This window comes from Novosphingobium sp. GV079 (genome assembly GCF_003058045.1).
Lineage (GTDB): Bacteria > Pseudomonadota > Alphaproteobacteria > Sphingomonadales > Sphingomonadaceae > Novosphingobium > Novosphingobium capsulatum.
In genome coordinates this window covers 108,333-126,604 of sequence record NZ_QBUE01000013.1, presented here as the reverse complement: position 1 = coordinate 126,604, position 18,272 = coordinate 108,333, and the positions used below count along the sequence as shown (strand labels likewise).

The 18,272-nt window shown below is 58.6% G+C and carries 18 protein-coding genes and 2 pseudogenes; 11 read left to right on the top strand and 9 right to left on the bottom strand.

Translation table 11 applies throughout. The annotated features are described in order from the left end of the window. From C8K14_RS23065 to C8K14_RS23235, 5 genes and pseudogenes are all read left to right on the top strand, one after another. The coding region (locus tag C8K14_RS23065; protein WP_208110664.1) for a hypothetical protein at positions 1 to 199 on the top strand (199 nt) is incomplete at its 5' end. After that, the gene (locus C8K14_RS16375) at positions 196 to 747 is read left to right on the top strand and encodes a GNAT family N-acetyltransferase (protein ID WP_082350296.1); all 552 of its coding nucleotides are present in this window, start codon (positions 196 to 198) and stop codon (positions 745 to 747) included. The genes C8K14_RS23065 and C8K14_RS16375, both read left to right, overlap by 4 nt. Before the next feature lie 155 nt (positions 748 to 902). Beyond that, a pseudogene (locus C8K14_RS23245) lies at positions 903 to 1,151 on the top strand (MATE family efflux transporter); the annotation flags it as partial. A gap of 49 nt (positions 1,152 to 1,200) precedes the next feature. Next, entirely contained in the window at positions 1,201 to 1,680 is a 480-nt protein-coding gene (locus C8K14_RS23240; protein ID WP_369974061.1) for an MATE family efflux transporter, read from the top strand. Continuing rightward, positions 1,563 to 2,288, top strand: coding sequence for an MATE family efflux transporter (locus tag C8K14_RS23235; protein WP_369974060.1), 726 nt, complete (start codon positions 1,563 to 1,565; stop codon positions 2,286 to 2,288). Before C8K14_RS23240 ends, C8K14_RS23235 begins: the two co-directional genes overlap by 118 nt. A gap of 77 nt (positions 2,289 to 2,365) precedes the next feature. On the opposite strand, the gene C8K14_RS16365 is transcribed toward C8K14_RS23235, so the two are convergent. The 3 genes from C8K14_RS16365 to C8K14_RS16355 form a co-directional block, all read right to left on the bottom strand. Then, positions 2,366 to 3,733 carry a DUF4185 domain-containing protein gene (locus tag C8K14_RS16365; RefSeq protein ID WP_199223757.1) on the bottom strand — a complete coding sequence of 456 codons (1,368 nt, stop codon included), beginning with the start codon at positions 3,731 to 3,733 and terminating at the stop codon, positions 2,366 to 2,368. 66 nt (positions 3,734 to 3,799) lie between these two features. Beyond that, entirely contained in the window at positions 3,800 to 5,878 is a 2,079-nt protein-coding gene (locus tag C8K14_RS16360; protein ID WP_107717627.1) for a TonB-dependent receptor, read from the bottom strand. Between the two features lie 3 nt (positions 5,879 to 5,881). Further along, on the bottom strand, positions 5,882 to 6,169 hold the full coding sequence (locus C8K14_RS16355) for a hypothetical protein (RefSeq protein WP_133726859.1): 288 nt from the start codon (positions 6,167 to 6,169) through the stop codon (positions 5,882 to 5,884). Positions 6,170 to 6,698: 529 nt separating this feature from the next. Between C8K14_RS16355 and C8K14_RS16350 the strand changes: the two genes are divergently transcribed. The 4 genes from C8K14_RS16350 (at position 6,699) to C8K14_RS16340 (ending at position 9,525) form a co-directional block, all read left to right on the top strand. Next, entirely contained in the window at positions 6,699 to 7,064 is a 366-nt protein-coding gene (locus tag C8K14_RS16350; protein WP_133726858.1) for a DUF6152 family protein, read from the top strand. Between the two features lie 61 nt (positions 7,065 to 7,125). Beyond that, the gene (locus C8K14_RS16345) at positions 7,126 to 7,926 is read left to right on the top strand and encodes a hypothetical protein (protein ID WP_133726857.1); all 801 of its coding nucleotides are present in this window, start codon (positions 7,126 to 7,128) and stop codon (positions 7,924 to 7,926) included. 35 nt (positions 7,927 to 7,961) lie between these two features. After that, the gene (locus C8K14_RS22455) at positions 7,962 to 8,174 is read left to right on the top strand and encodes a hypothetical protein (RefSeq protein ID WP_133726856.1); all 213 of its coding nucleotides are present in this window, start codon (positions 7,962 to 7,964) and stop codon (positions 8,172 to 8,174) included. Between the two features lie 94 nt (positions 8,175 to 8,268). Beyond that, entirely contained in the window at positions 8,269 to 9,525 is a 1,257-nt protein-coding gene (locus C8K14_RS16340) for a hypothetical protein (RefSeq protein ID WP_133726855.1), read from the top strand. 7 nt (positions 9,526 to 9,532) lie between these two features. Here C8K14_RS16340 and C8K14_RS16335 read toward each other — a convergent pair whose 3' ends face one another. The 3 genes from C8K14_RS16335 to C8K14_RS16325 form a co-directional block, all read right to left on the bottom strand. Next, positions 9,533 to 10,843, bottom strand: a complete 1,311-nt coding sequence (locus tag C8K14_RS16335) for a hypothetical protein (RefSeq protein ID WP_133726854.1) — start codon at positions 10,841 to 10,843, stop codon at positions 9,533 to 9,535. A gap of 426 nt (positions 10,844 to 11,269) precedes the next feature. Further along, the gene (locus tag C8K14_RS16330) at positions 11,270 to 11,788 is read right to left on the bottom strand and encodes a cytochrome c (RefSeq protein ID WP_054132322.1); all 519 of its coding nucleotides are present in this window, start codon (positions 11,786 to 11,788) and stop codon (positions 11,270 to 11,272) included. 61 nt (positions 11,789 to 11,849) lie between these two features. Next, a complete protein-coding gene (locus C8K14_RS16325) occupies positions 11,850 to 13,931 on the bottom strand; it encodes a TonB-dependent receptor (RefSeq protein WP_233251114.1) in 2,082 nt (693 codons plus the stop codon). 404 nt (positions 13,932 to 14,335) lie between these two features. Here C8K14_RS16325 and C8K14_RS16320 point away from each other — a divergent pair. Further along, positions 14,336 to 15,092, top strand: a pseudogene (locus tag C8K14_RS16320) (IS5 family transposase). Positions 15,093 to 15,252: 160 nt separating this feature from the next. Here C8K14_RS16320 and C8K14_RS16315 read toward each other — a convergent pair. The 3 genes from C8K14_RS16315 to C8K14_RS16305 form a co-directional block, all read right to left on the bottom strand. Next, positions 15,253 to 16,503, bottom strand: coding sequence for an integrase arm-type DNA-binding domain-containing protein (locus C8K14_RS16315; RefSeq protein WP_107717614.1), 1,251 nt, complete (start codon positions 16,501 to 16,503; stop codon positions 15,253 to 15,255). Positions 16,504 to 16,798: 295 nt separating this feature from the next. Continuing rightward, positions 16,799 to 16,990, bottom strand: a complete 192-nt coding sequence (locus tag C8K14_RS16310; RefSeq protein ID WP_107717612.1) for a hypothetical protein — start codon at positions 16,988 to 16,990, stop codon at positions 16,799 to 16,801. Then, positions 16,990 to 17,727, bottom strand: a complete 738-nt coding sequence (locus C8K14_RS16305) for a Bro-N domain-containing protein (RefSeq protein ID WP_107717610.1) — start codon at positions 17,725 to 17,727, stop codon at positions 16,990 to 16,992. Before C8K14_RS16305 ends, C8K14_RS16310 begins: the two co-directional genes overlap by 1 nt. 254 nt (positions 17,728 to 17,981) lie before the next feature. On the opposite strand from C8K14_RS16305, the gene C8K14_RS16300 reads away from it, so the two are divergent. Beyond that, entirely contained in the window at positions 17,982 to 18,260 is a 279-nt protein-coding gene (locus C8K14_RS16300) for a hypothetical protein (protein WP_108350165.1), read from the top strand. Positions 18,261 to 18,272 lie beyond the last annotated feature (12 nt).

Sequence of the window (18,272 nt, the reverse complement as noted above, 5' to 3'; positions counted from 1 at the left end):
ATATCAGTCCATGCCATTGGTCACACCATCTTCTCGCAAGGACGGCGTGAATCACAACATACTGGTATCGCTCAACAACTTTCGGATCGGGCTCTCAGGCTTTGTGGCCTGCGCTTTGTTCTCTGGCAAGCGTTCCCATAGCAAAACGCCGGCCTTTGACCATTCTCGACGGCAACGGGGAAAAGAGGAAACCGAATGATTGTTGCCACAACTGACAGGCTAACACTTCGTGAGTTCCGCGAGGGCGATGGTCCGGCACTCTTTGCCTATCTGCACAAGCCGCGTGTTTCCTGTTTCGCTTCCATGGCGGTGGCCGACGAGATTGCCGCAGAAGCCGAAGCACGCAATCGTGCCGCGGCCGGGGATTATGTCGCTGTCTGCCGTCAGGATACTGGGCAACTGATCGGGGACCTGTTTATGGAGCGGGAGGGCGATACAGTTTCGATAGGTTGGCACTTCAATCCCGATCATACGGGCGCGGGGTTCGCCTTCGAAGCATCCCGGGCTTTGATCGACAACCTTTTTTCAAGCCAAGGTGTTCGCCGTATCTACGCTTATGTCGAAGACGACAACGTCCGATCGCAGCGGCTATGCGAGCGTTTGGGGATGCGGCGCGAAGGCCTATTTCTGGAGTTTGCATCCTTCATCGACGACGCTGATGGTCAGCCAATTTTCGAAAATACGTTCCAATATGCGATGCTGCGCAAGGAATGGCCGTCGCACGGTAATTCTGTTGCCACTACCTGATAACCATTCAGACCGGCAGGTCGCCATGCATTCCGATCGCGCTGCCCACACCCGCCAGGCGCTCCGCCTTGCCGATACGGCTTCTTCACTGAACCCGCGTCGCTTCAATCCTTGGCTTGATCGCGTTTGGTTGGGCAATCGGAGGGACAGAAAGTATGCTGATTGTCTGGCGTTCTGAACCAGTCATATCGGAGGCCAAGGCGCTTTTCAGCCTTGCGGCGCCATTCATCATTGGCAATCTGGCATGGTCTCTGATTGCGGCAGGCAATCTTTTTCTGATCGGCCATCTGGGTTCTGACGCGGTTGCTGCGGGTGCGCTGGCGACGAATCTGTATAATGCTTTTCAAATTTTCGGGATAGGGCTGGCGACTGCGATTTCCCCGATGATTGCCCGCGAGCGAGGGCAGAACAAGTATTCGGTGAGGGAAATACGGCGCACGGTCCCGTCAGGGAATGTGGATCACTGCCGGTTTTTGTGTGCCAATATGGATTGCCCTGTGGCACGCAGCCACGATCCTTCTGGCACTGGGGCAGGATGCGGTCCTTGCAGGCCAGGCTCAGATGCTTCTGCGGGGCCTGCAATGGGCACTGTTGCCCTATCTGCGGTTCTATGGGCTCCGGCATTTTCTGGGCGCGATGGAACGTCCGCTTTGGGGCGTAATTATCACTGTCGCCGCGCTGCCCGTCAATTTTCTGCTGGTGCCTCATATTGGGGCACCTGGGTCTGCCCCGCCTTGGCCTTTTCGGCGCAGGACTGGCGAGCAGCCTGACATCACTGACCATGTTGCTTACTCTGGTGACGGTCATTGTGCGAGATCGCCAGTTTCAACGCTTTCACGTTTTTGGCCGCTTCTGGGCTGCGGATTGGCCCCGGCTCCTCACCATGCTTCGCCTTGGTGCGCCTTATCGCCGTTACATTTGCCATGGAAGTGACGGTGTTCAACGCGTCTGCCTTTCTCATGGGAACAATTGGACGTTCCTCGTTGGCGGCCCATGCTATTGCCAATCAGATTGCGGGGCTATGCTTCATGGTTCCGCTGGGCATCAGCCAGGCGTCAACGGTCAGGGTCGGGATCGCCTATGGCCGCAAGGATGCGGTGGCCATCAGTAGGGCCGGATGGATCGCGCTTGGTTTTGCCCTCGCCTTTGCGATGACATCCGCGCTGACGCTGGCGGCATTGCCGCGCAACCTCATCGCGCTTTTCCTGGATCTGCATGACCCGCGAAACGGCGAGGTCGTGCTGCTGGCCACCAAATTTATCTACATTGCTGGGGTGTTCCAATTGATGGACACCACGCAGGCGGTAAATGCGGGTTTGCTCAGAGGGCTGCATGACACGCGCTATTCCATGACGGTGCCGGTGTTGGGCTATTGGCTGGTAGGGATGGGAACCGGATACTTGCTTTCTACGCGCACGCCGCTGGCAGGTGCCGGCATTTGGATCGGGCTTGCAACCGGGCTGGCTTTCGTGGCGATCTTGCTGTCCATGCGATGGCTGTCGCGTATTACCCGTTTGAATTTTGGCGCTGGTATCGTTTAAGGATTGATCGCAATTTACGTGGGATCACGCCCGGAGATCCGGGACCTTTGCTCCGTTTACCAAACCATCAAATGTTCCTATTTGGCCGCGATACACTCCTGTTCTGATTGCATCCGGCATGTACTGAAAATCAAATCAATGCGTTCCGCGTTGAATCTGAGCAGCGGCATCGCCTGGCGCATCATTTCCGCTTCGGCCAAAGGGCCTTGCGGCTCAAGGTCAGGTTCCTGTGCCGACGAGCCGATTGGCGCAGGATCGCTGAGGCTCCTGATGCCTTGGAGATCGGCCCATACCAGCCATAGCGACTTGCCGTCAGGCGCGAGCCATTGCGGCGCGATTTGGGGCGAATAGGGCCGCCCATCGGTGTTTCCGCCCGGAGCCCACGCGCGATCCTCATGAACGCGCCGCCACGGTCCCCAAGGGGTGTCTGAAACCCAGAAGCCCAGATAGCCGGGCTGTGCGAACTCGGTTCCATCGGACGCACAGCCGGTACCGGCGCTGACCATCATGTAAACTCCAAGCGGTTCGTTCCAGACAACGCTTGGCAACCAGGTTTCAACCACGATGTCGCCTTCGAAAAGACTGGTGCGATTGACCCAGCCCTCGGGAAAGATGTGGACAGGCTGACGTGCCTCAATCTCTGGGCGCCAGACCGGGGCGCCTTCAGCCGTACGACCCGCGTAGAATTCATAGGCGGTGCGCTCCAGCATCTGTGCGATCGGGACGCGGAACATCATCAGTTGATTCATCAGCCCCTCGGTGTTTCCATTAGGGCTGTATACGTATATGTAGCCATCACGGTTGGCGCGATAGTCCTGCCCCATTTGCAGAAAACTCAACAGAGAGAAACAGCCGTCCGGCTCGTCATAGAAGGCAAGCCGGGAGCGCGATTGCTCTGCCCAGTTCTCGTCGCGAACAGGCGTGCTGCCATCCTGATTGCGCCAGATGCGGCCACCGTCATCGGAGTAGATCAACTTGGCCGCATTCCAGTGACGCAGCCGGCCCTGTGCCCGGTCCAGCGCGCCAAGTGATTGATAGATCCGGCCATGCACCGCCAGCAGACCGTGGCCATGATAATGAGGAACATCCTCCGGCCCTGCCACGTGATCGACAGCCGGGTAGCCCGGTACTTCGTCCACCGTGAGAGCAGGGGGGTGTCCATCCAGTTTCCAAAGCGAGCGTTTGTAGAACCTTCGGGGTTTCGTCGTGAAACCAATGCCATCGTTCTGCACGATGAACTGTTGGCCATCGGCTCCCCATGTCATTTTATAGCCATCGCCCATGCCGGGCAGGCGAAAAATCGTCGCATCGCGCAGCTTGAGGCCGGAAATGCGGCCTTCACCGGAGTTAGGCCCTTGGGAAAGTGCGCCGCCCGCCCACATAGCTTGCCCTGCCGTCACCGCTGCTGCCAGCACCTGCTTTATGAAAGATCGTCGCGCCGACATAATGTGCGTCTCCTGGAGTAACCGGTTTTGACAGCGACGGGAAATGTCCCGCCGCTGTCCATGAATTCAAAAATCAAGTTGATACTGGATGCCGATCTGCCGCGGGCGGCTGACGACCGCCCGCGGCAGGCGTTGATATGTTCCGTCGGCAAGCAGCTCTTGCCGGTCGAAGCTGGAGGCGGGCTGATCGCCGTAGTTGAGCCGCTTATCCATCAGGTTCTTCACGAAGACCATCACCTGCGAGCGGCCGAAGCTCAGTCCCATATTGCCGTTGATCATGCTGATCGGCTGACGCGTATAGAAGCCACCGGCACCGTCGGGCACCTTTGTGCTGCCGGAGTAACTGTAGTCGGCAGCAGCAAAGAACGTGAACGTATTGTTGATCTGGTTTTCGTAATAGCCAGATACGGTCGCGCTCCATTTTGGCATTTGCGGCAACGGGCTGTTCGCAGGCATCGGCAGCACGCCGGGCTGGAGCAGGACGCCATTGGTGTACCCCAGGCCGGCCTGGATCGAGAATGGAATGGAGGCAATCGGTCGGCCGGAAATCTCCAGTTCACCGCCTCGTATTCGTGCCTTACCGGCGTTCGTGGTGATGGACAACAAACAGGTCGGAAGGATCGTGGATTGCTGGATATTGCTCCAGTCGATCTGGAATGCCGCCGCGGAAGCATTGATCCGGCCTCCGGCAAAGCGACTCTTCGCACCAATCTCATAATTCCAGAGCGTGTCGGACCGGTACTGCCTGACCTTGTCGCTATCGAGTCCGAGATTGGCCAGGTCTGCATTGCAAATATCGGGCAGCAGCGCCGTGCTGCCACCAGGACGGAACCCCTTTGATGCGGAAACATAGACATTTCCGTGGTCCCCGACCTTGTACGAAAGCACGGCCTTGGGAACCCAACCGCTTTGCTTGTCGCTAACGGCAGGGCTATACTGACCATTTACGTCAAAGAGTATGCCGGTATTCATTGATGCGTCGCCGCTAGCTTTGTTCCAATATTTGCGAATTCCCAATGTAACTGTCAGATTTGGAATTATTTCGTAGTAAACTTCGCCAAAGATTGCATAGTCATTGGAGCGGGTGATGCCCAAGTTAGCGCCAAACCAATCCGGCTCGAAGCCAGCGGCTGCCAATGCCGGAACATGGTTTACCGGAACATCTGCACTGGAATACTGGTGCTGGTAATAAACACCCGCGATTCCTGACAAGTGCGGCAACAATGTGCCCTCGTCGAAGGAAATGCGGTCTTCATGCGTAAAGCGCCGCTCCTTATTCAAAGAATAGGCGGTGATCACCGGATGCCCGAAATCCGATCCGAAATTTTGCTCAAGCCACAGGTTGCTGCCTTCGGTATCATCTTCCAGCTGCCTGATCCTGCGCATAAAAAAGCTTGTCGAGGACACCACCGAGAAGCCCTGACCAGCATAGTTCAGGACAAGGGAGCCAAGGCCCCAGCTGTCGTGCGAGTACTCCTGAACGTCGGCATCGCGGTTCGAGACATAAGAGAGGGGGCGATACCCGGGCAGCGGCACATATGCAGCGGGGAAGCCGTGCAGGATGTCGGATTGGCCGATGACTGATGCTGTGACCTCCAGGCGATTTGTCAGCTTGGCTCGCAATGTAGCCGATCCTGCCAAGACGTCATTGCCTCCTTGACCGCCAACCGAAACCAGTCGGCCGGAAGCATCGGGGAATGTTCGCGTAATGAAGCCTGAATCATGCCTGTAACCGGCTGCAACGTCCAACGCGAGTTTGCCGGGCACCAGCACGAAATTGGCTTGGGCATTACCCTGTCCATCAAAGCCGGCATCCTTGGTGCCTCCGCCCTGGACTTGGACAGAACCTGAGGTCTCGCTAAACGAGGGTTTCTTGGTGATGAAGCGTAGATTGCCGCCCATCGAACTGGCGCCAAACAAGGTACCTTGTGGCCCTTTCAGCACCTCCATGCGGTCAATGTCGAGCGTCAAAGGACTGACGGACGAGGGGACCGGCGTGTCGTTGATATAATAGGATGTCGTGCCTGCTCCGGCGACCCCGCGGATCGTGGTTTGGCGGTCACCTGCCCATTGTAGCGTGCCGCCCTGACCATACTGAAAGCTTAGATTCGGAACGCGGGTCGCGTAATCAGAGAAGCTCTGGATGTTTTACGATTTGATGTAGTCGGACGAGAGGGCCGTGATTGACGCGGGCACGTCGGTCAGCTTTTCATCCTTGCGCCGGGCCGAAACGACAATGTCCGAAGTCTGCGACAGAATGGTATTGGAAGTGTCCTGCCGGTCGGCAGTTTGCGCGCCTGCTGTGCCGCTGGTCAGCGCAAGCGCTGCCCCCGCCAACAGCACCGGGCGGAACGGCCTAATGCCGCTCGTGGATATCGCTGCGAAAATGGCTTTGGATCGACGACAAGTCGTCGCCGCTATGAGATCGCTGCTCAATTTCTTTTTACTCCCTGTGATAAGTGTTTTGGTTTTGATGGGCTCAGGCCGACTCTGCGGTCAGACATCCAACGCCTGAAAATTGGCTCGCCGGAGCAAGCGGGAGAGTTGGGAGCCGCCTGCAATCAGGCTGCGCAACTGGTTTCGGCTCAGGTGGACATCGTTACCCATGAGTAACGTGCAGCGAAAATTTCTGAATTTTGTTGCGCGATTGTAAATAGTCAAATCGCATTGAAACCCGTTCGGAAACGTTTGCCCATGCCGGCTGAATGTTACCTGCCGTACAGGGTGTTAACCAGAAAGACGCCCATATTTCGGTCAGTTTGCAGCAGCAAGCAACGGTCAAACGGTTACACCACGGCTTCGCGCTTTCTCCGACGTGCGCATCTGACATAGCCTGCGAGGCAGATCGGCTGCCAGGTCGGCGGATGTGTGGGGGAAACGGCTCGGCTGCGGAGCGATGCCCGGCGCGAGGCGCCGGAGCGTTCGATCCGGCCGCGCAATTCTCGCCGCGACAATGGAGATCAAGATGAAGAAAGTTAAATTCGGTATTGCTGTCATTGCTGCCGGTTTGCTGGCGGCAGTACAGCCCGCATCGGCTCACCATTCGTTCGCCATGTTCGATCAGAATAAGACCGTAGAGTTCAAAGCCGCGACCGTGGTCCAATTTCAGTGGTCAAACCCGCACGTCTACGTGGTGATCAAGAGCGGAAACACAAATTATACTCTTGAATGCAGCAGTCCTTCCGGAATGCGCGACAACGGATGGAAGTTCGATACCTTGAAGGCCGGCGATAAAGTTGATGTGGCGTTTTTCCCTATGCGTGATGGTAGACCGGGCGGCGCATTAAAGACCGTCACCTTGCTGGGCGGCAAGGTCCTGAAGGCATGGTAACCGCTCTCCGGTAAAATCTTCAGGGCGAAACAATCACTTCAATGAAAGGTCTACCGCTTACATGCGGATTCAGAACGTATCCGGGCTCGTGGTATCTGCCTCGATTTTGCTCACCGCTCCCACCGCGATCGCCGCGGAGGTTAAGCCTGCCCATGCCCTTGCGCGTGTTTCCGATAACGCCATCATGAGCGCCGAACATAACCTGACCGGCGTCTGGGAGCGAGACCCAAGCCCATTTGAGGAAGGCGGTGCAGGTGCGGCCGAGGACATGCCTCCGCCACGGCCGGGGCCAAACCTCAAGGAGCCTTTTGCCGCCGAGTGGAAGGCGCTGCGGGCCAAGCGGCAGGCGGCTCTGGATGCAGGCAAGCCGCTTGCGGATTCAAGCACACTGTGCCTGCCGGAAGGCACGCCAACGATCATGCAGGCAATCTACCCGATCCAGATTCTTCAGACGCCGGGACAGGTCACTGTGTTGGCAGAACTCTACATGCAGACCCGGCGGATCTATATGAACGCGCCCTTTCCCAAGCGGGGCGATCTGGAGCAGACGTTCTATGGCTTTTCCTCCGCCCGCTGGGAGAACAAAACGCTTGTTGTCACCACCCGTGGACTGCAAGAGAGTATGCAGTTTTTCGAAATCCCGCACAGCGACCAAATGGTGGTGACCGAACGATACCAGATCACTGGACCTGACAAGATGCGGATTGATTTCTCGATCGAAGATCCCGCCTATCTGAAATCGCCTTATCACTGGACGTGGCGATACAAGCGCAACCACAAGTACCGCATTCCCGAATATGTCTGCGATCACAGCCTGGAAAAGATAAATCCTGACGGGACGGTGTCCTTCGAGCCAAAGTAATTTGTTCCTAGCATCGTTACTGTCCGCACCGTTGGATGGCAACGATCCTGCTTTCGCCGCACAGTCGACACACCAGCGAATTGGATCGTTCGGCGCAGATCCGCATCACGACGATGGCTGTAATGGTTGCACGTGAAACCGATCGAGTGGTTGATAAACTCATATATCTGGGTAGTTTGTCGGCATGGGCAAATTTATGGAAACATATGAAGGAATATCAAACATCTGTCCCGCATCGGTACTATTGAGGCGGCAGTTCGGCAATGCGTCGGACTGTCTCTGGAAGTTGATGAACGTGGCTAGGCGGACAAAGTTGGCGCAAGACGAATGGCGCCGATGGCAATGAACGCTTCCGACGAAGATGCCCAGGCCCTGTTTGCGGAAGGCCAAAAGGTCCGAGAGTCCATCGCGTCAAATCGGTCCGACACGCTGCTACGCATTTTTGATTACTTGCTGCAATGCTCGATAGAAGGCCAACGACCGCGCGAAACCGACATTGCCACCGAGATCTTTCCCAACGACCTGATGGCAACCGGCCATCAGGGATCTCGGGTACGTGTCGGCGTCTACCGCCTGCGCAAGAAACTGGATGCGTTTTATGAGGGGCGCATCGGTCGGCGCCTTATCATACCGCCCGGCGAATATGCGCTCCAGTTGACGGCGCCGGACGACCCGGTCGAGGTGGTCGATCATCAGGAAGCCTCTGCCGCACAGCTCCGGCGGGTGCCGCTCTTGTGGATGGCGATTGCTGCGTTGGTGCTTATTAATGGCGTGGCCGCATGGCTTTACATGGATCATGAATGGGCGCCTGAGCGGGCGCTGGTCCGCTCGCCGCTATGGGGCGCTATCGCTGCAAGCAAGCGCAAGACTTATCTGGTAATAGGGGATCACTTCGCCTTCGCCAAAGTTTCAAGCGGCGTGAAGGATGATGATATCGTTCACGACCTTAATATCAATTCAACAGACCAATTCTACAAATATACCTCTTCCAGACCGTATGTTTATAAAGAACTTAGGGATCAGAGTCTTTATACGGTCAGTGATAAGGTTATGGTTTCTGTTGGCATCTTAGCGTCGTACTTGCATATATCAACAATTCAGCCGACGACATCGTTCAGGCTCGATCCCACCATGATGCAGGCTTCGAATATTGTCTATGTTGGGACATTGGACGAAATGTCGAACCTCTTACGCACCCCGCTTCTGGAAGCTTCGGGATTTAGCTGTGGTTCGCATTGCTTTGACCTTATCGACAAGGCATCCTCTCGGCGCTTTGCTTCCGACAGCCCTTATGTGCTTACCGATGGCACCGTTCCGCGACGCGACTACGGCTATCTGGCGAGCTTTCCAGGGCCGTCCGGCCATTCGGTTGTGATTGTCTCCGGCACTGGTGATGCTGCGGTACGGCAGATGGCCGAGATTGTTACCGATGTAACCATGATCGAGCGTCTCCGCCACCAACTGGGCGGCAACCTGTCTGCGTTCGAGGCGCTGTATCAGGTGCGCACCATGTTCGATCAAACCTATGGCAGCACCCTGGTCGTGGCGCGCCCGTTGAATTCAGGGCACATGTGGGATAAGACAAAGCCCGACGAATAGCATCGTTTTAACGATGTACTGTGCCGCCCGGTGCGAGTTTCAGCAGCCGTGAGTTAATCAGGCGGGTCTCGAACACCAGATCCCCAACGGTTCGGAACTGGAAAAGCGCCTCGAAAGCTGCCGCTGGGCCGATATGTCGGGAAATGGCATCGAGTTGCCGCTTGTCGGCAACGATGCGCACTATCTGCGCCAATGCAGCGTCCTCGATGCCGGCGATCACGATCGTCCTGTTGCCGGCACGGCCTGGAAAACTGGCGACATAGCCATAATCGTAGCCCATGGCGGTGCCTGCCTGTTTCTGGCTTGATGTCGTGGCAGAGTCCGTTTTTGCACGAAATGTCTGTCCGGTCGCCGTATCCCTGATTTCTTCAAAGTCTGAACCCGGCGCGTAACCCAGGATGGGCAGAATTGGTGAACGAAGTTTCCCTAACTGCGAAAATGGCGCAACATAGATGACATTGCGTGTATCGATCAGGTCTTGCGAGATTTTCGATACGGGAACGATGTCACCCATCGCATGATCCTGCCTCACCTCGCCGGCCAACGATAATGTGGTCACCGCAGCCATCGCAATGCTTGATGGAATGCGATAGATGTCGCGATCATGCAGTGCGGAGTAAAGCTGTGGACGTTGCCCCAGATAGGCGTCCAGATCGAGCGATGACTGGATTCCCGAATGCATCACAAGGCGAGCGATCTGTCCATCGCCGCCGCCTTCGGCCACCATATAGAAGTCGCTGACGGCAATGATGGGGGAATGCGGATGAGCCGCGATGGGCTTCCAAAGCTGACTTTGAGCGAGGGGAGGCACCGCATGCTGTGTACGACCGGCACTCCCCCCCCATAGCAGCAGCCACAGAAGGGCGCTTGCAACAAAAGCCATACCAAGCGCAATTCCGACCCGCTGCCCGCCCGCTGAGGTTGGCATGACGGCGGGGGACGGAGTATCACCGGGCTCTGTGTGGTCGGCCGCCTGAAGCAGCAGGAGCCGGTATTCGCCTTTGGGGATATGCAGCCGCGACCCGCTGGTACCGGCGTTGAAAGCCTCCAGCCTTTGGCGCAATCGATAGACATAAGCGCGGACTGTGGAGTCCTGAGAGGTATCGAAATCCGCACTCTTGTCGAACACGGACATCGCGATTTCGACCTCCTTGGGCGCGCGCGATTCCGATGATCGAGCTACGAGATAGTCGAACAGTTGGATCAGCTTGATGGCTCGGCCGTCAGTAGCAAGCACTTCACGAAAACGCGCCGATTGCTCGGCCATGATCTGCTCTGTCGGAGTGTGGAACGGGTCTTCTGCAACAGGCTCTGTCAACTGGAAGGGCCTCCTTGAGTTGAACCCTATCTGATGGCCTTCGGGAGTCAATGCATAGCCAATCGACTATATCTATTAACTCCATCTGCAGCATTTTGTCGGAATTTTCGCCCGGCTTTTCTGAAGCATATTCCCGTACCAAAGTGATGCCGAAAGGCTGCAAACACAATTCTGCCCCCCTGAAGTGCTTAGAAGTGCCACCCGGTTCGCGTGATCCAGATGTCAGGTGGTAGATGTCGTTGCGATGGACCGCCTGGGGCAATAACCATGCTGCGGAAATGCTTTGAGAAAACTTGTACAGAGGAATGCTTGCGGGTGACTTCTGCTCAATGGGGTCCTGCATCGCCTCGGGCGGATCGACCGCAAGTTTATCGAGGAATTGCGCATTGATGGGCGCCTTCCTTGCCGGGGGAGCGGGCATCCGGCCTATTGCGCGTCCTTGGGGAACCAGAAAGCCTGGTGGCAAGCCTCGCATTGGCCATCCAGTTCGCCGGCCGCCTCATAGACGGTCTTGAGATCGCGGCGGTCGGCGGCCTTGCCGATGCCGTCGATCCGGCGGGCAAGGGCGATGGCATATTGGCGGAAACCGGCGGGATTGGCGTCGATGTGGCGCTGAATGTCGGCCGGTTTGGCGCCTCCGGGAGTCTGTTCGTCAAGGATTTGTTGATCGGCCTTGCGCACCACAAAACTCTCGGCCTCGCCCAGCCGGTTCAGCGAGGCCGATAGGTCCGTCAGGGCGGCGCGCAGCTTGATCCAGTCGGCAGGTTTCATCTTCTTGGCCGACGGATTGCCCTCATCGTCCAGCTTGGCATTGGTGATGTCCCATAGGACCTGTGCCTTAGCCGCAACGTGATCGTGCATCTCGCTATAGACCACCACCGGCCCCTTGGGCGCAGGCTTGACGGCGCCCTGCGTCAACACCGCCATCGGCACCAGCGCGGCCATTCCCAACAGTTTCCAATTTGCCATTCCTTCGATCCTTTCCTTACTTTTTGGGGGAGGCGCCTTAAAATTCCTTGCGGATGGTAAACCGGGCTGAGCGCCGCTCAAGTGGATGGGTCTGGAAACCTTCCACCCCTTCTGCGGGTTCTCCCTGCAGGCGCGAGGTGTAGTAATAGGTTGCCGATGCGCTGCGGCTGTTAAAGATGTTGAAGAGGCTGACCTGCGCCCTCCATCCGCCCGCCAGCGCATAGGTGACGTCGATGTTCCACTCGCTGTATCCCCCATCGCGCGGGTCGAACTGCCCATCGACCAGCGAATGCGTGCCCAGCCGCCGCCATTGCAGCGAACCCGACCACGGCCCCAGACCGTTGACCAGCGCGCCCGCCGAATAGGTGAAATTGGGAGCGTCCGCGATATAGGGCTGGGCAATGCCAAAGGCCGCCAGATTGGCGCCACGATAGCGCGGCCGCGCAAAGGCCAGATCGCTGTTCAGCTCCAGCCAGTGAACCGGGCGGTATTGCGCGGAAATCTCGATGCCTTGACGGCGGCTGGGGGCTCCCGCCTCGTTCTGGCCGGTGTCGGCGTTATAGCGCAGTTCGGAGCCGAAATCCTGCTGGAAGGCGGCGATTTGCAGGCTGAGGTGCGGGATAAGGTTGCTGCGCAGCCCGACCTCCATCCCCGTGGTCGAGGCGAGCAGCGGCGTGCCTCCCGCCGCCAGCGGCACGCCTTGCGTGGGCACCGTGCCGAACACGCCGCGCACGTCATTGGAGTGAAACCCGCGCCCCGTGCTGAAATAGAACTCGGTCTTCGCCCATGGGCCAAGGATCAGGCTGCCCTTGGGCTGCCACAGATATTGATGGCCCTGCCCATTGGTGCCGGTGACATAGCTGACATCGTCGGCCTGCATGTAATCCAGGCGAACGCCGCCCACCGTGCGCAGCCAACTGGCCCAGCGCAGCGTGGTTTGCATATAAGGCGAGAGCATCAGGATATGCACCCGGTCAGCGTTGCAATTGCCGTTGATGGCATTGTAGTAAAGGATGCCTCCTCCGTCCTGTTTCTGAAAGCAGTTGGACAGGATCGTGTCGCGCTTCTTCGTATGGCGGCGGTCGACCAGCGCGATATCGTGGCGGATCTGCACGCCCGACACCGTCTCGGTCTCCAGCCCCAGCACCTGCGCCTTGAGCGTATAGCTGGCTCGCCCGCCAAAAACGGTGCGCGCCTCATGCTGGGCCTGCTGGTCGCCGTTGACGGGGTCATAAAGGTAGTGGGTGAAATTGTTCCACAGCGTCATGGTCGAACGGATCGCATAGAGGCTGGCGGAAAACTGGCCCGGACCGATGGGTTTTTCGATATGGCCCGACAGGCTGTAACGTTGCGAACGGCTGTAATCGCTCGGGTCCAACGTGCCATAGGGGCTGATGATCCCCGCCTCGACGGCGCGCTGGGGCTGGTCGGTAGTCAGCCGCCCCTCGCTGGCGTAGACCATGGCGGTCAGGGTGAAGCCGTCTCTGGCGGTGCCCTGACTGTAGCGCAACACACCGTTGAGTTTGCGGAAATTCTGCCCCGGTTGCCAAGGGCCGTCATAATGGCTGATCTGAAACGCGCCCAGCAGCCGCTTGTCCTTGCCAAGGCGCAGCGTGGCCATGCCCTGAGCTTCCTGATAGCCATCGGTGCCCACAGTCGCGGCTATTTGCGCGGGGGCTTCATTCAGAAGCCGCGTGCGTGCGGACGCCACCGAGCCGAAATCACCTGCGCCCGCGTAATAGGGGCCTTTCGTATAATCGATCCCGGCCACGACCTGCGGGGTCAGAAAGCCCAGATCAGAATAGCCCTGACCATGGGCATTGGTGCCGCGATTGACCGGCATGTCGTCGATGAAATTGGCAAAATCGGTGCCATGGTCCAGCGCATAGCCCCGGATCAGATAATAGGGCGCCTTGCCCTCGCCCGAATGGGTGGTGACGACAAGGCCGGGGATGCTCTCGAACAATTCCGCGGCGCGATAGATCGGGCGCAGGGCAATCTCCTGCTGACTGATCGAACCCTGACTGGCGGTTTCGGCCTTGCCGATCATCTCGCTGCGCGATGCGGTGACCATGATCGTGCGCTGCTCCTGGGCGGATGCCTTGCCCGCGATGGCCATCGTGCAGACACCTGTCAGCAGGAGGAGGCGCGATGCGGCGCAGGGGGCGGAAAGACGCAAGTTCATGACAGTGATCTCAAATCTCTGGGGGCAGCATCGCCGCGCCGCCAGAAGGCGCCGAGGATGATGGCCGATGCGGGGGCGGGGGGCAGGATCCGCCATGGCGGCATCCACCCCTCGAGTATTTCCAGCAGACGGCCGGACGCAAGTTCATTGACGTTGGTTGGACGTTACAGGGCGTTACGCGCGCGCCGAATGTTTTACTCTTTGGCGGAGAGCGCGTCAGGAATACAGACCAGGCACGGGGCAGGCCGTGTCGGGTTCTTGCGTGACCACGCGCCTAGGCTCAGGACCCATTGATTGGATGGACGTGATGTGATTCAGGCTCCGGGAGGAGACTGAACATGAGCGACCTGTATTGGCTGACGGACGAGCAGATGGCGCGTCTGTCGCCCTATTCCCCCAAGAGCCATGGCAAGCCCCGGGTTGATGACCGTCGTGTGCTGAGCGGGATCATCTTCGTCAACCGCAACGGGCTGCGCTGGCGGGACGCACCCAGGGAATACGGTCCGCATAAGACATTGTATAACCGTTGGAAACGTTGGGACGAGATGGGCGTGTTCGCACGGATGATGGAGGGCCTATCCGCCCAGAGGGCCGAGCCCCAAACCGTCATGATTGATGCAACCTATCTCAAGGCTCACCGCACGGCGTCCAGTTTTGGGGTAAAAAAGGGGATGTCGGGCGCCTGATCGGACGGACCAAGGGCGGCATGAACACCAAGCTGCACGCCGTCACCGATGCCAATGGTCGCCCGTTGAGTTTCTTCATCACGGCGGGCCAGATCAGCGATTACACCGGCGCGGCAGCCCTACTCGATGATCTGCCCAAAGCGCAGTGGATGCTGGCCGACCGGGGCTATGAAGCCGAATGGTTCCTCGACGCGCTCGAGCAAAAGGGCATCAGCCCTGCATTCCGGGGCGGAAATCGCGTACCTTTCCAGTCAAATACGACAAGCGCCGATACAAACGACGCAATCGCATCGAGATCATGTTCGATCGTCTGAAGGGCTGGCGCCGCGTGGCTACCCGCTACGATCGCTGCCCAACGGTGTTCTTCTCCGCCCTCACGCTCGCTGCAATCGTGCTCTTTTGGCTGTGATCAACGAGTCCTGAGCCTAACAGCTGGAATGAGGGCGTGTAGCCGACGGGCGGCTTAGCGGTTAGACGGAGGGGCAGGTTTCGGCACACGCGGCCGTTCACTCGTTCCCTGTTAAACTGCGTGATGTGGTCGAATCCGACCGTGGTCCGACTGATTGCGATCAGCCGAGCGCTGCTTGCCCGAAGTTCGGTCGCAGCACCTTGGCGCCGTCGCGCAGACCATCGAGATAATCCGACCAGTGCTGCATCATACGCACTCGCTCTTCCCAATACTGCCCGCGCGTGTAGGCGCGGCGAACGGCGTTGGCTTCGACGTGGGCAAGCTGGCGCTCAATGGCATCGGCGTTCCAAAGTCCCATCTCGTTGAGCAGTGTTGCCGCCATGGCGCGAAAGCCGTGGGCGGTCATTTCGTCCTTGCCGTATCCCATGCGGCGTAGCGCTGCGTTGATGGTGTTGTCCGACATCGGCCGATTGGCCGAGCGCAACGAGGGGAAGAGGTAAGGGCTATAGGCGGCGTCGTGCTCGATCTCACGAATGATCGCGATGGCTTGCCTGGATAGCGGCACGGCATGCGGCCGGCGCATTTTCATCTTGTGCTCGGGGATCGTCCAAATCTTGCGGTCGAAATCGAACTCCTTCCATTCGGCATGGCGAAGCTCGCCGGGTCGAACAAAAACATGTGGCAACAGGCGCATGGCGATGCGCGTCTGCATGTCGCCTTCATAGTCCTCGATCGAGCGGAGGAGGGCTCCGGCCTCCTTGGGCGTCGTGATGGCAGCGCGGTGAACAACTTTGGGCGTGACCAGCGCGCCGCGCAGGTCCGCGCAGACGTCGCGCTCGGCGCGCGCGGTCGCGATGGCAAAGCGGAACACTTGGCTGCACGTCGTGCGCACGCTGGTGGCGGTGTAGAACTTTTTGGTGCGTTCGATCTTCTTGAGCGCCAGCAACACCTCGTGTGCTGAGATCTTGGAAATCGGCCGCCTGCCGATCCCCGGCATGACCAGCCCCAACTGCCATTCGTACTTCTTAATCGAAGCAGCGGCGCGCTCCTCGAGCCGGACCTTCTCCAGCCATTCGTCGGACACCGCCTTGAAGGTGTTCGACGCCGCTACCGAATCTGCAATCTTGTTGAGCTTGGCCTGCTCTACCGGGTCGATGCCATCAGCCAGCAGGCGGCGAGCTTGCAGCAGACGTTCCCGTGCATCTGCCAGCAGCACCTCGGGATAGCGACCGAAGGTGATCGTGCGCTGGAAGTCGTGGAAGCGGTAGTTCATCCGCCAGTAGCGGGTTCCACTCGGCTTCACGAGGAGGTAGAGTCCGTCCCGGTCAGACAGCTTGTACGGCTTGTCTTTGGGCTTGGCGCGCGCGACAGATGCCGCCGTAAGCCCTGATTTTCCTGCTTTTTCGGCCATGTTGATGGACCTCCGACAGCGCAAATTGGCCGCAGGTCCATCAAGTGATCCATCACTCGTCTGAGATTGAGTGGAACATGTCCGGAACTGCCCGGAAATTATACCACCGAAAAACCGCAGAAAACAGCCACTTATGAGGCGTTCTGGCACCCCTTGAGAGGAGGCTCTGGAGCGGGTGAAGGGAATCGAACCCTCGTATTCAGCTTGGGAATGTTAGAAATCCACGGATTTCTGCGGTTTTTCGCCGCTATGATGCGTTGAAAAGCCTATTTGTTGGAAGGCTTGTTGGAAGGGTTCACGCGTCGTTCGTGGGAGCTTTCAGCAGGCCGCGCAGGATGCTGTTGGCGGCGCGGCGGTTGACCTGGTGCTGTAGCTTTTCGAACCACTCGACCCATTCTGGGTCCATGCCGCCGGCGCTGGCGAGATAGCGCGCGGCGTCGACGGTGGCGGGATTGGCGGCGAGGCCGCTGCAATAGATCAGGGCCATTATGCCGCGCTCCCTGCGATGATCGCGCCATCGGCGGGGCGGGTGAAGACGCGGGCGGCGCGGCGGTGGACCTTGCGGGTCTTGCTGGTCCAGCCCCACAAGTGGAGCAGCTTGCCAATGCGCTGGCGGGTGGACCAATCGATATCGACAAGGCCCATGCCATCGGCGGCCTGCTGGATCGTGGTTTCCTGCTTGTCGACCAGATAGGCGCGCAGCGGGCTGGCGATGGGATCGGCATCGATGACGCTTTCGCCATCGGGCGTGACGGCGGGCAGGCCGAGCTGGGGCCACAAGCGCCGCGCGGCGACGGGGCCATAGAGGCGCATGGCGAGGCGCACGACATTGGCCCCGGCCGAGAGGCGGATGGGATCGAAATCGAGCGCCTGGACGGGCGCCTCGTCCAGCCCCGGCAGTTCATAACGGCCGGTCTTGCGAAGCGATGGCAGGACTTCGGCGGTCACCCACTTGCGGAACCGCTTGGCTTCGGGTTTGCGGCTTTTGAGAACGGCCGCATACATGCCGCTTTCCGAGACGATCAGCATCTGCTGTTGGCCGCCAAGGGTCTGCATAATGTGCAGACCCTTTTCATCGTCATCCAGGATGCGCGTCATGAATGCGGGTTGGCTATAGCCCAGCACCGATGAGAGATCGCTGGCAACGAACCATGGGTCGTCATCGATGATCGCGATGCGGACGGGGGTTTCGTCGAACTGATAGGAAAGCAAGGCATTGCTCATGTGGTCGCTCCGAGTTGAGCCGACCAACACACGCCAATGTGGTGGCCGGACGCGCCGCGATTGGCGTACCGTTGGAGCAACGGCGCACCCGAAGGTGCTCGCAACACGCCCGACCATAAGAAAACCCGCTGACACGGGTATCGTGGCGCGGGCTGCGCGCTCCAATCAGGTGACGCCAATCACCTGCGCGGGACATACCGCGCAACCCGGCTTATAGTGCTGCCCGAATCGAAGGGCAAGAGGGGGTAATCAACGTGGTCTATTTGATCATGATGATGTGGGGAGGATCGGCGGTTGCTGGCTGGCGTGGTTTCTGGCCGTGGATGGCGCTGCCGCCGATAGTTATGGGCCTTTATGTCTTGAACATGATGAACAGGATGCGCACGGCGCGTGAGCGCAATGGGTTGCCGCAACCACGCTTTGGGCAGTCAGGCCCGATGGTCGCCGCGAATACTCGGCTGCTGGTGCTTTCTACCGTGCAGCATTGTGCCATTTTTGGGTTGGGCATGTTTGCGCATTGGTTGGTGGCTTAGGCTGATGTCGGT

Coding starts and splice junctions, on each gene's coding strand:
- C8K14_RS16375 (WP_082350296.1), top strand. CDS start 196: ATGATTGTTGCCACAACTGACAGGCTAACACTTCGTGAGTTCCGCGAG.
- C8K14_RS23240 (WP_369974061.1), top strand. CDS start 1,201: ATGTGGATCACTGCCGGTTTTTGTGTGCCAATATGGATTGCCCTGTGG.
- C8K14_RS16365 (WP_199223757.1), bottom strand. CDS start 3,733: ATGTCGGCGCGACGATCTTTCATAAAGCAGGTGCTGGCAGCAGCGGTG.
- C8K14_RS16350 (WP_133726858.1), top strand. CDS start 6,699: ATGAAGAAAGTTAAATTCGGTATTGCTGTCATTGCTGCCGGTTTGCTG.
- C8K14_RS16345 (WP_133726857.1), top strand. CDS start 7,126: ATGCGGATTCAGAACGTATCCGGGCTCGTGGTATCTGCCTCGATTTTG.
- C8K14_RS22455 (WP_133726856.1), top strand. CDS start 7,962: ATGGCAACGATCCTGCTTTCGCCGCACAGTCGACACACCAGCGAATTG.
- C8K14_RS16340 (WP_133726855.1), top strand. CDS start 8,269: ATGAACGCTTCCGACGAAGATGCCCAGGCCCTGTTTGCGGAAGGCCAA.
- C8K14_RS16330 (WP_054132322.1), bottom strand. CDS start 11,788: ATGGCCGCGCTGGTGCCGATGGCGGTGTTGACGCAGGGCGCCGTCAAG.
- C8K14_RS16325 (WP_233251114.1), bottom strand. CDS start 13,931: ATGGCCATCGCGGGCAAGGCATCCGCCCAGGAGCAGCGCACGATCATG.
- C8K14_RS16315 (WP_107717614.1), bottom strand. CDS start 16,503: ATGGCCGAAAAAGCAGGAAAATCAGGGCTTACGGCGGCATCTGTCGCG.
- C8K14_RS16310 (WP_107717612.1), bottom strand. CDS start 16,990: ATGGCCCTGATCTATTGCAGCGGCCTCGCCGCCAATCCCGCCACCGTC.
- C8K14_RS16305 (WP_107717610.1), bottom strand. CDS start 17,727: ATGAGCAATGCCTTGCTTTCCTATCAGTTCGACGAAACCCCCGTCCGC.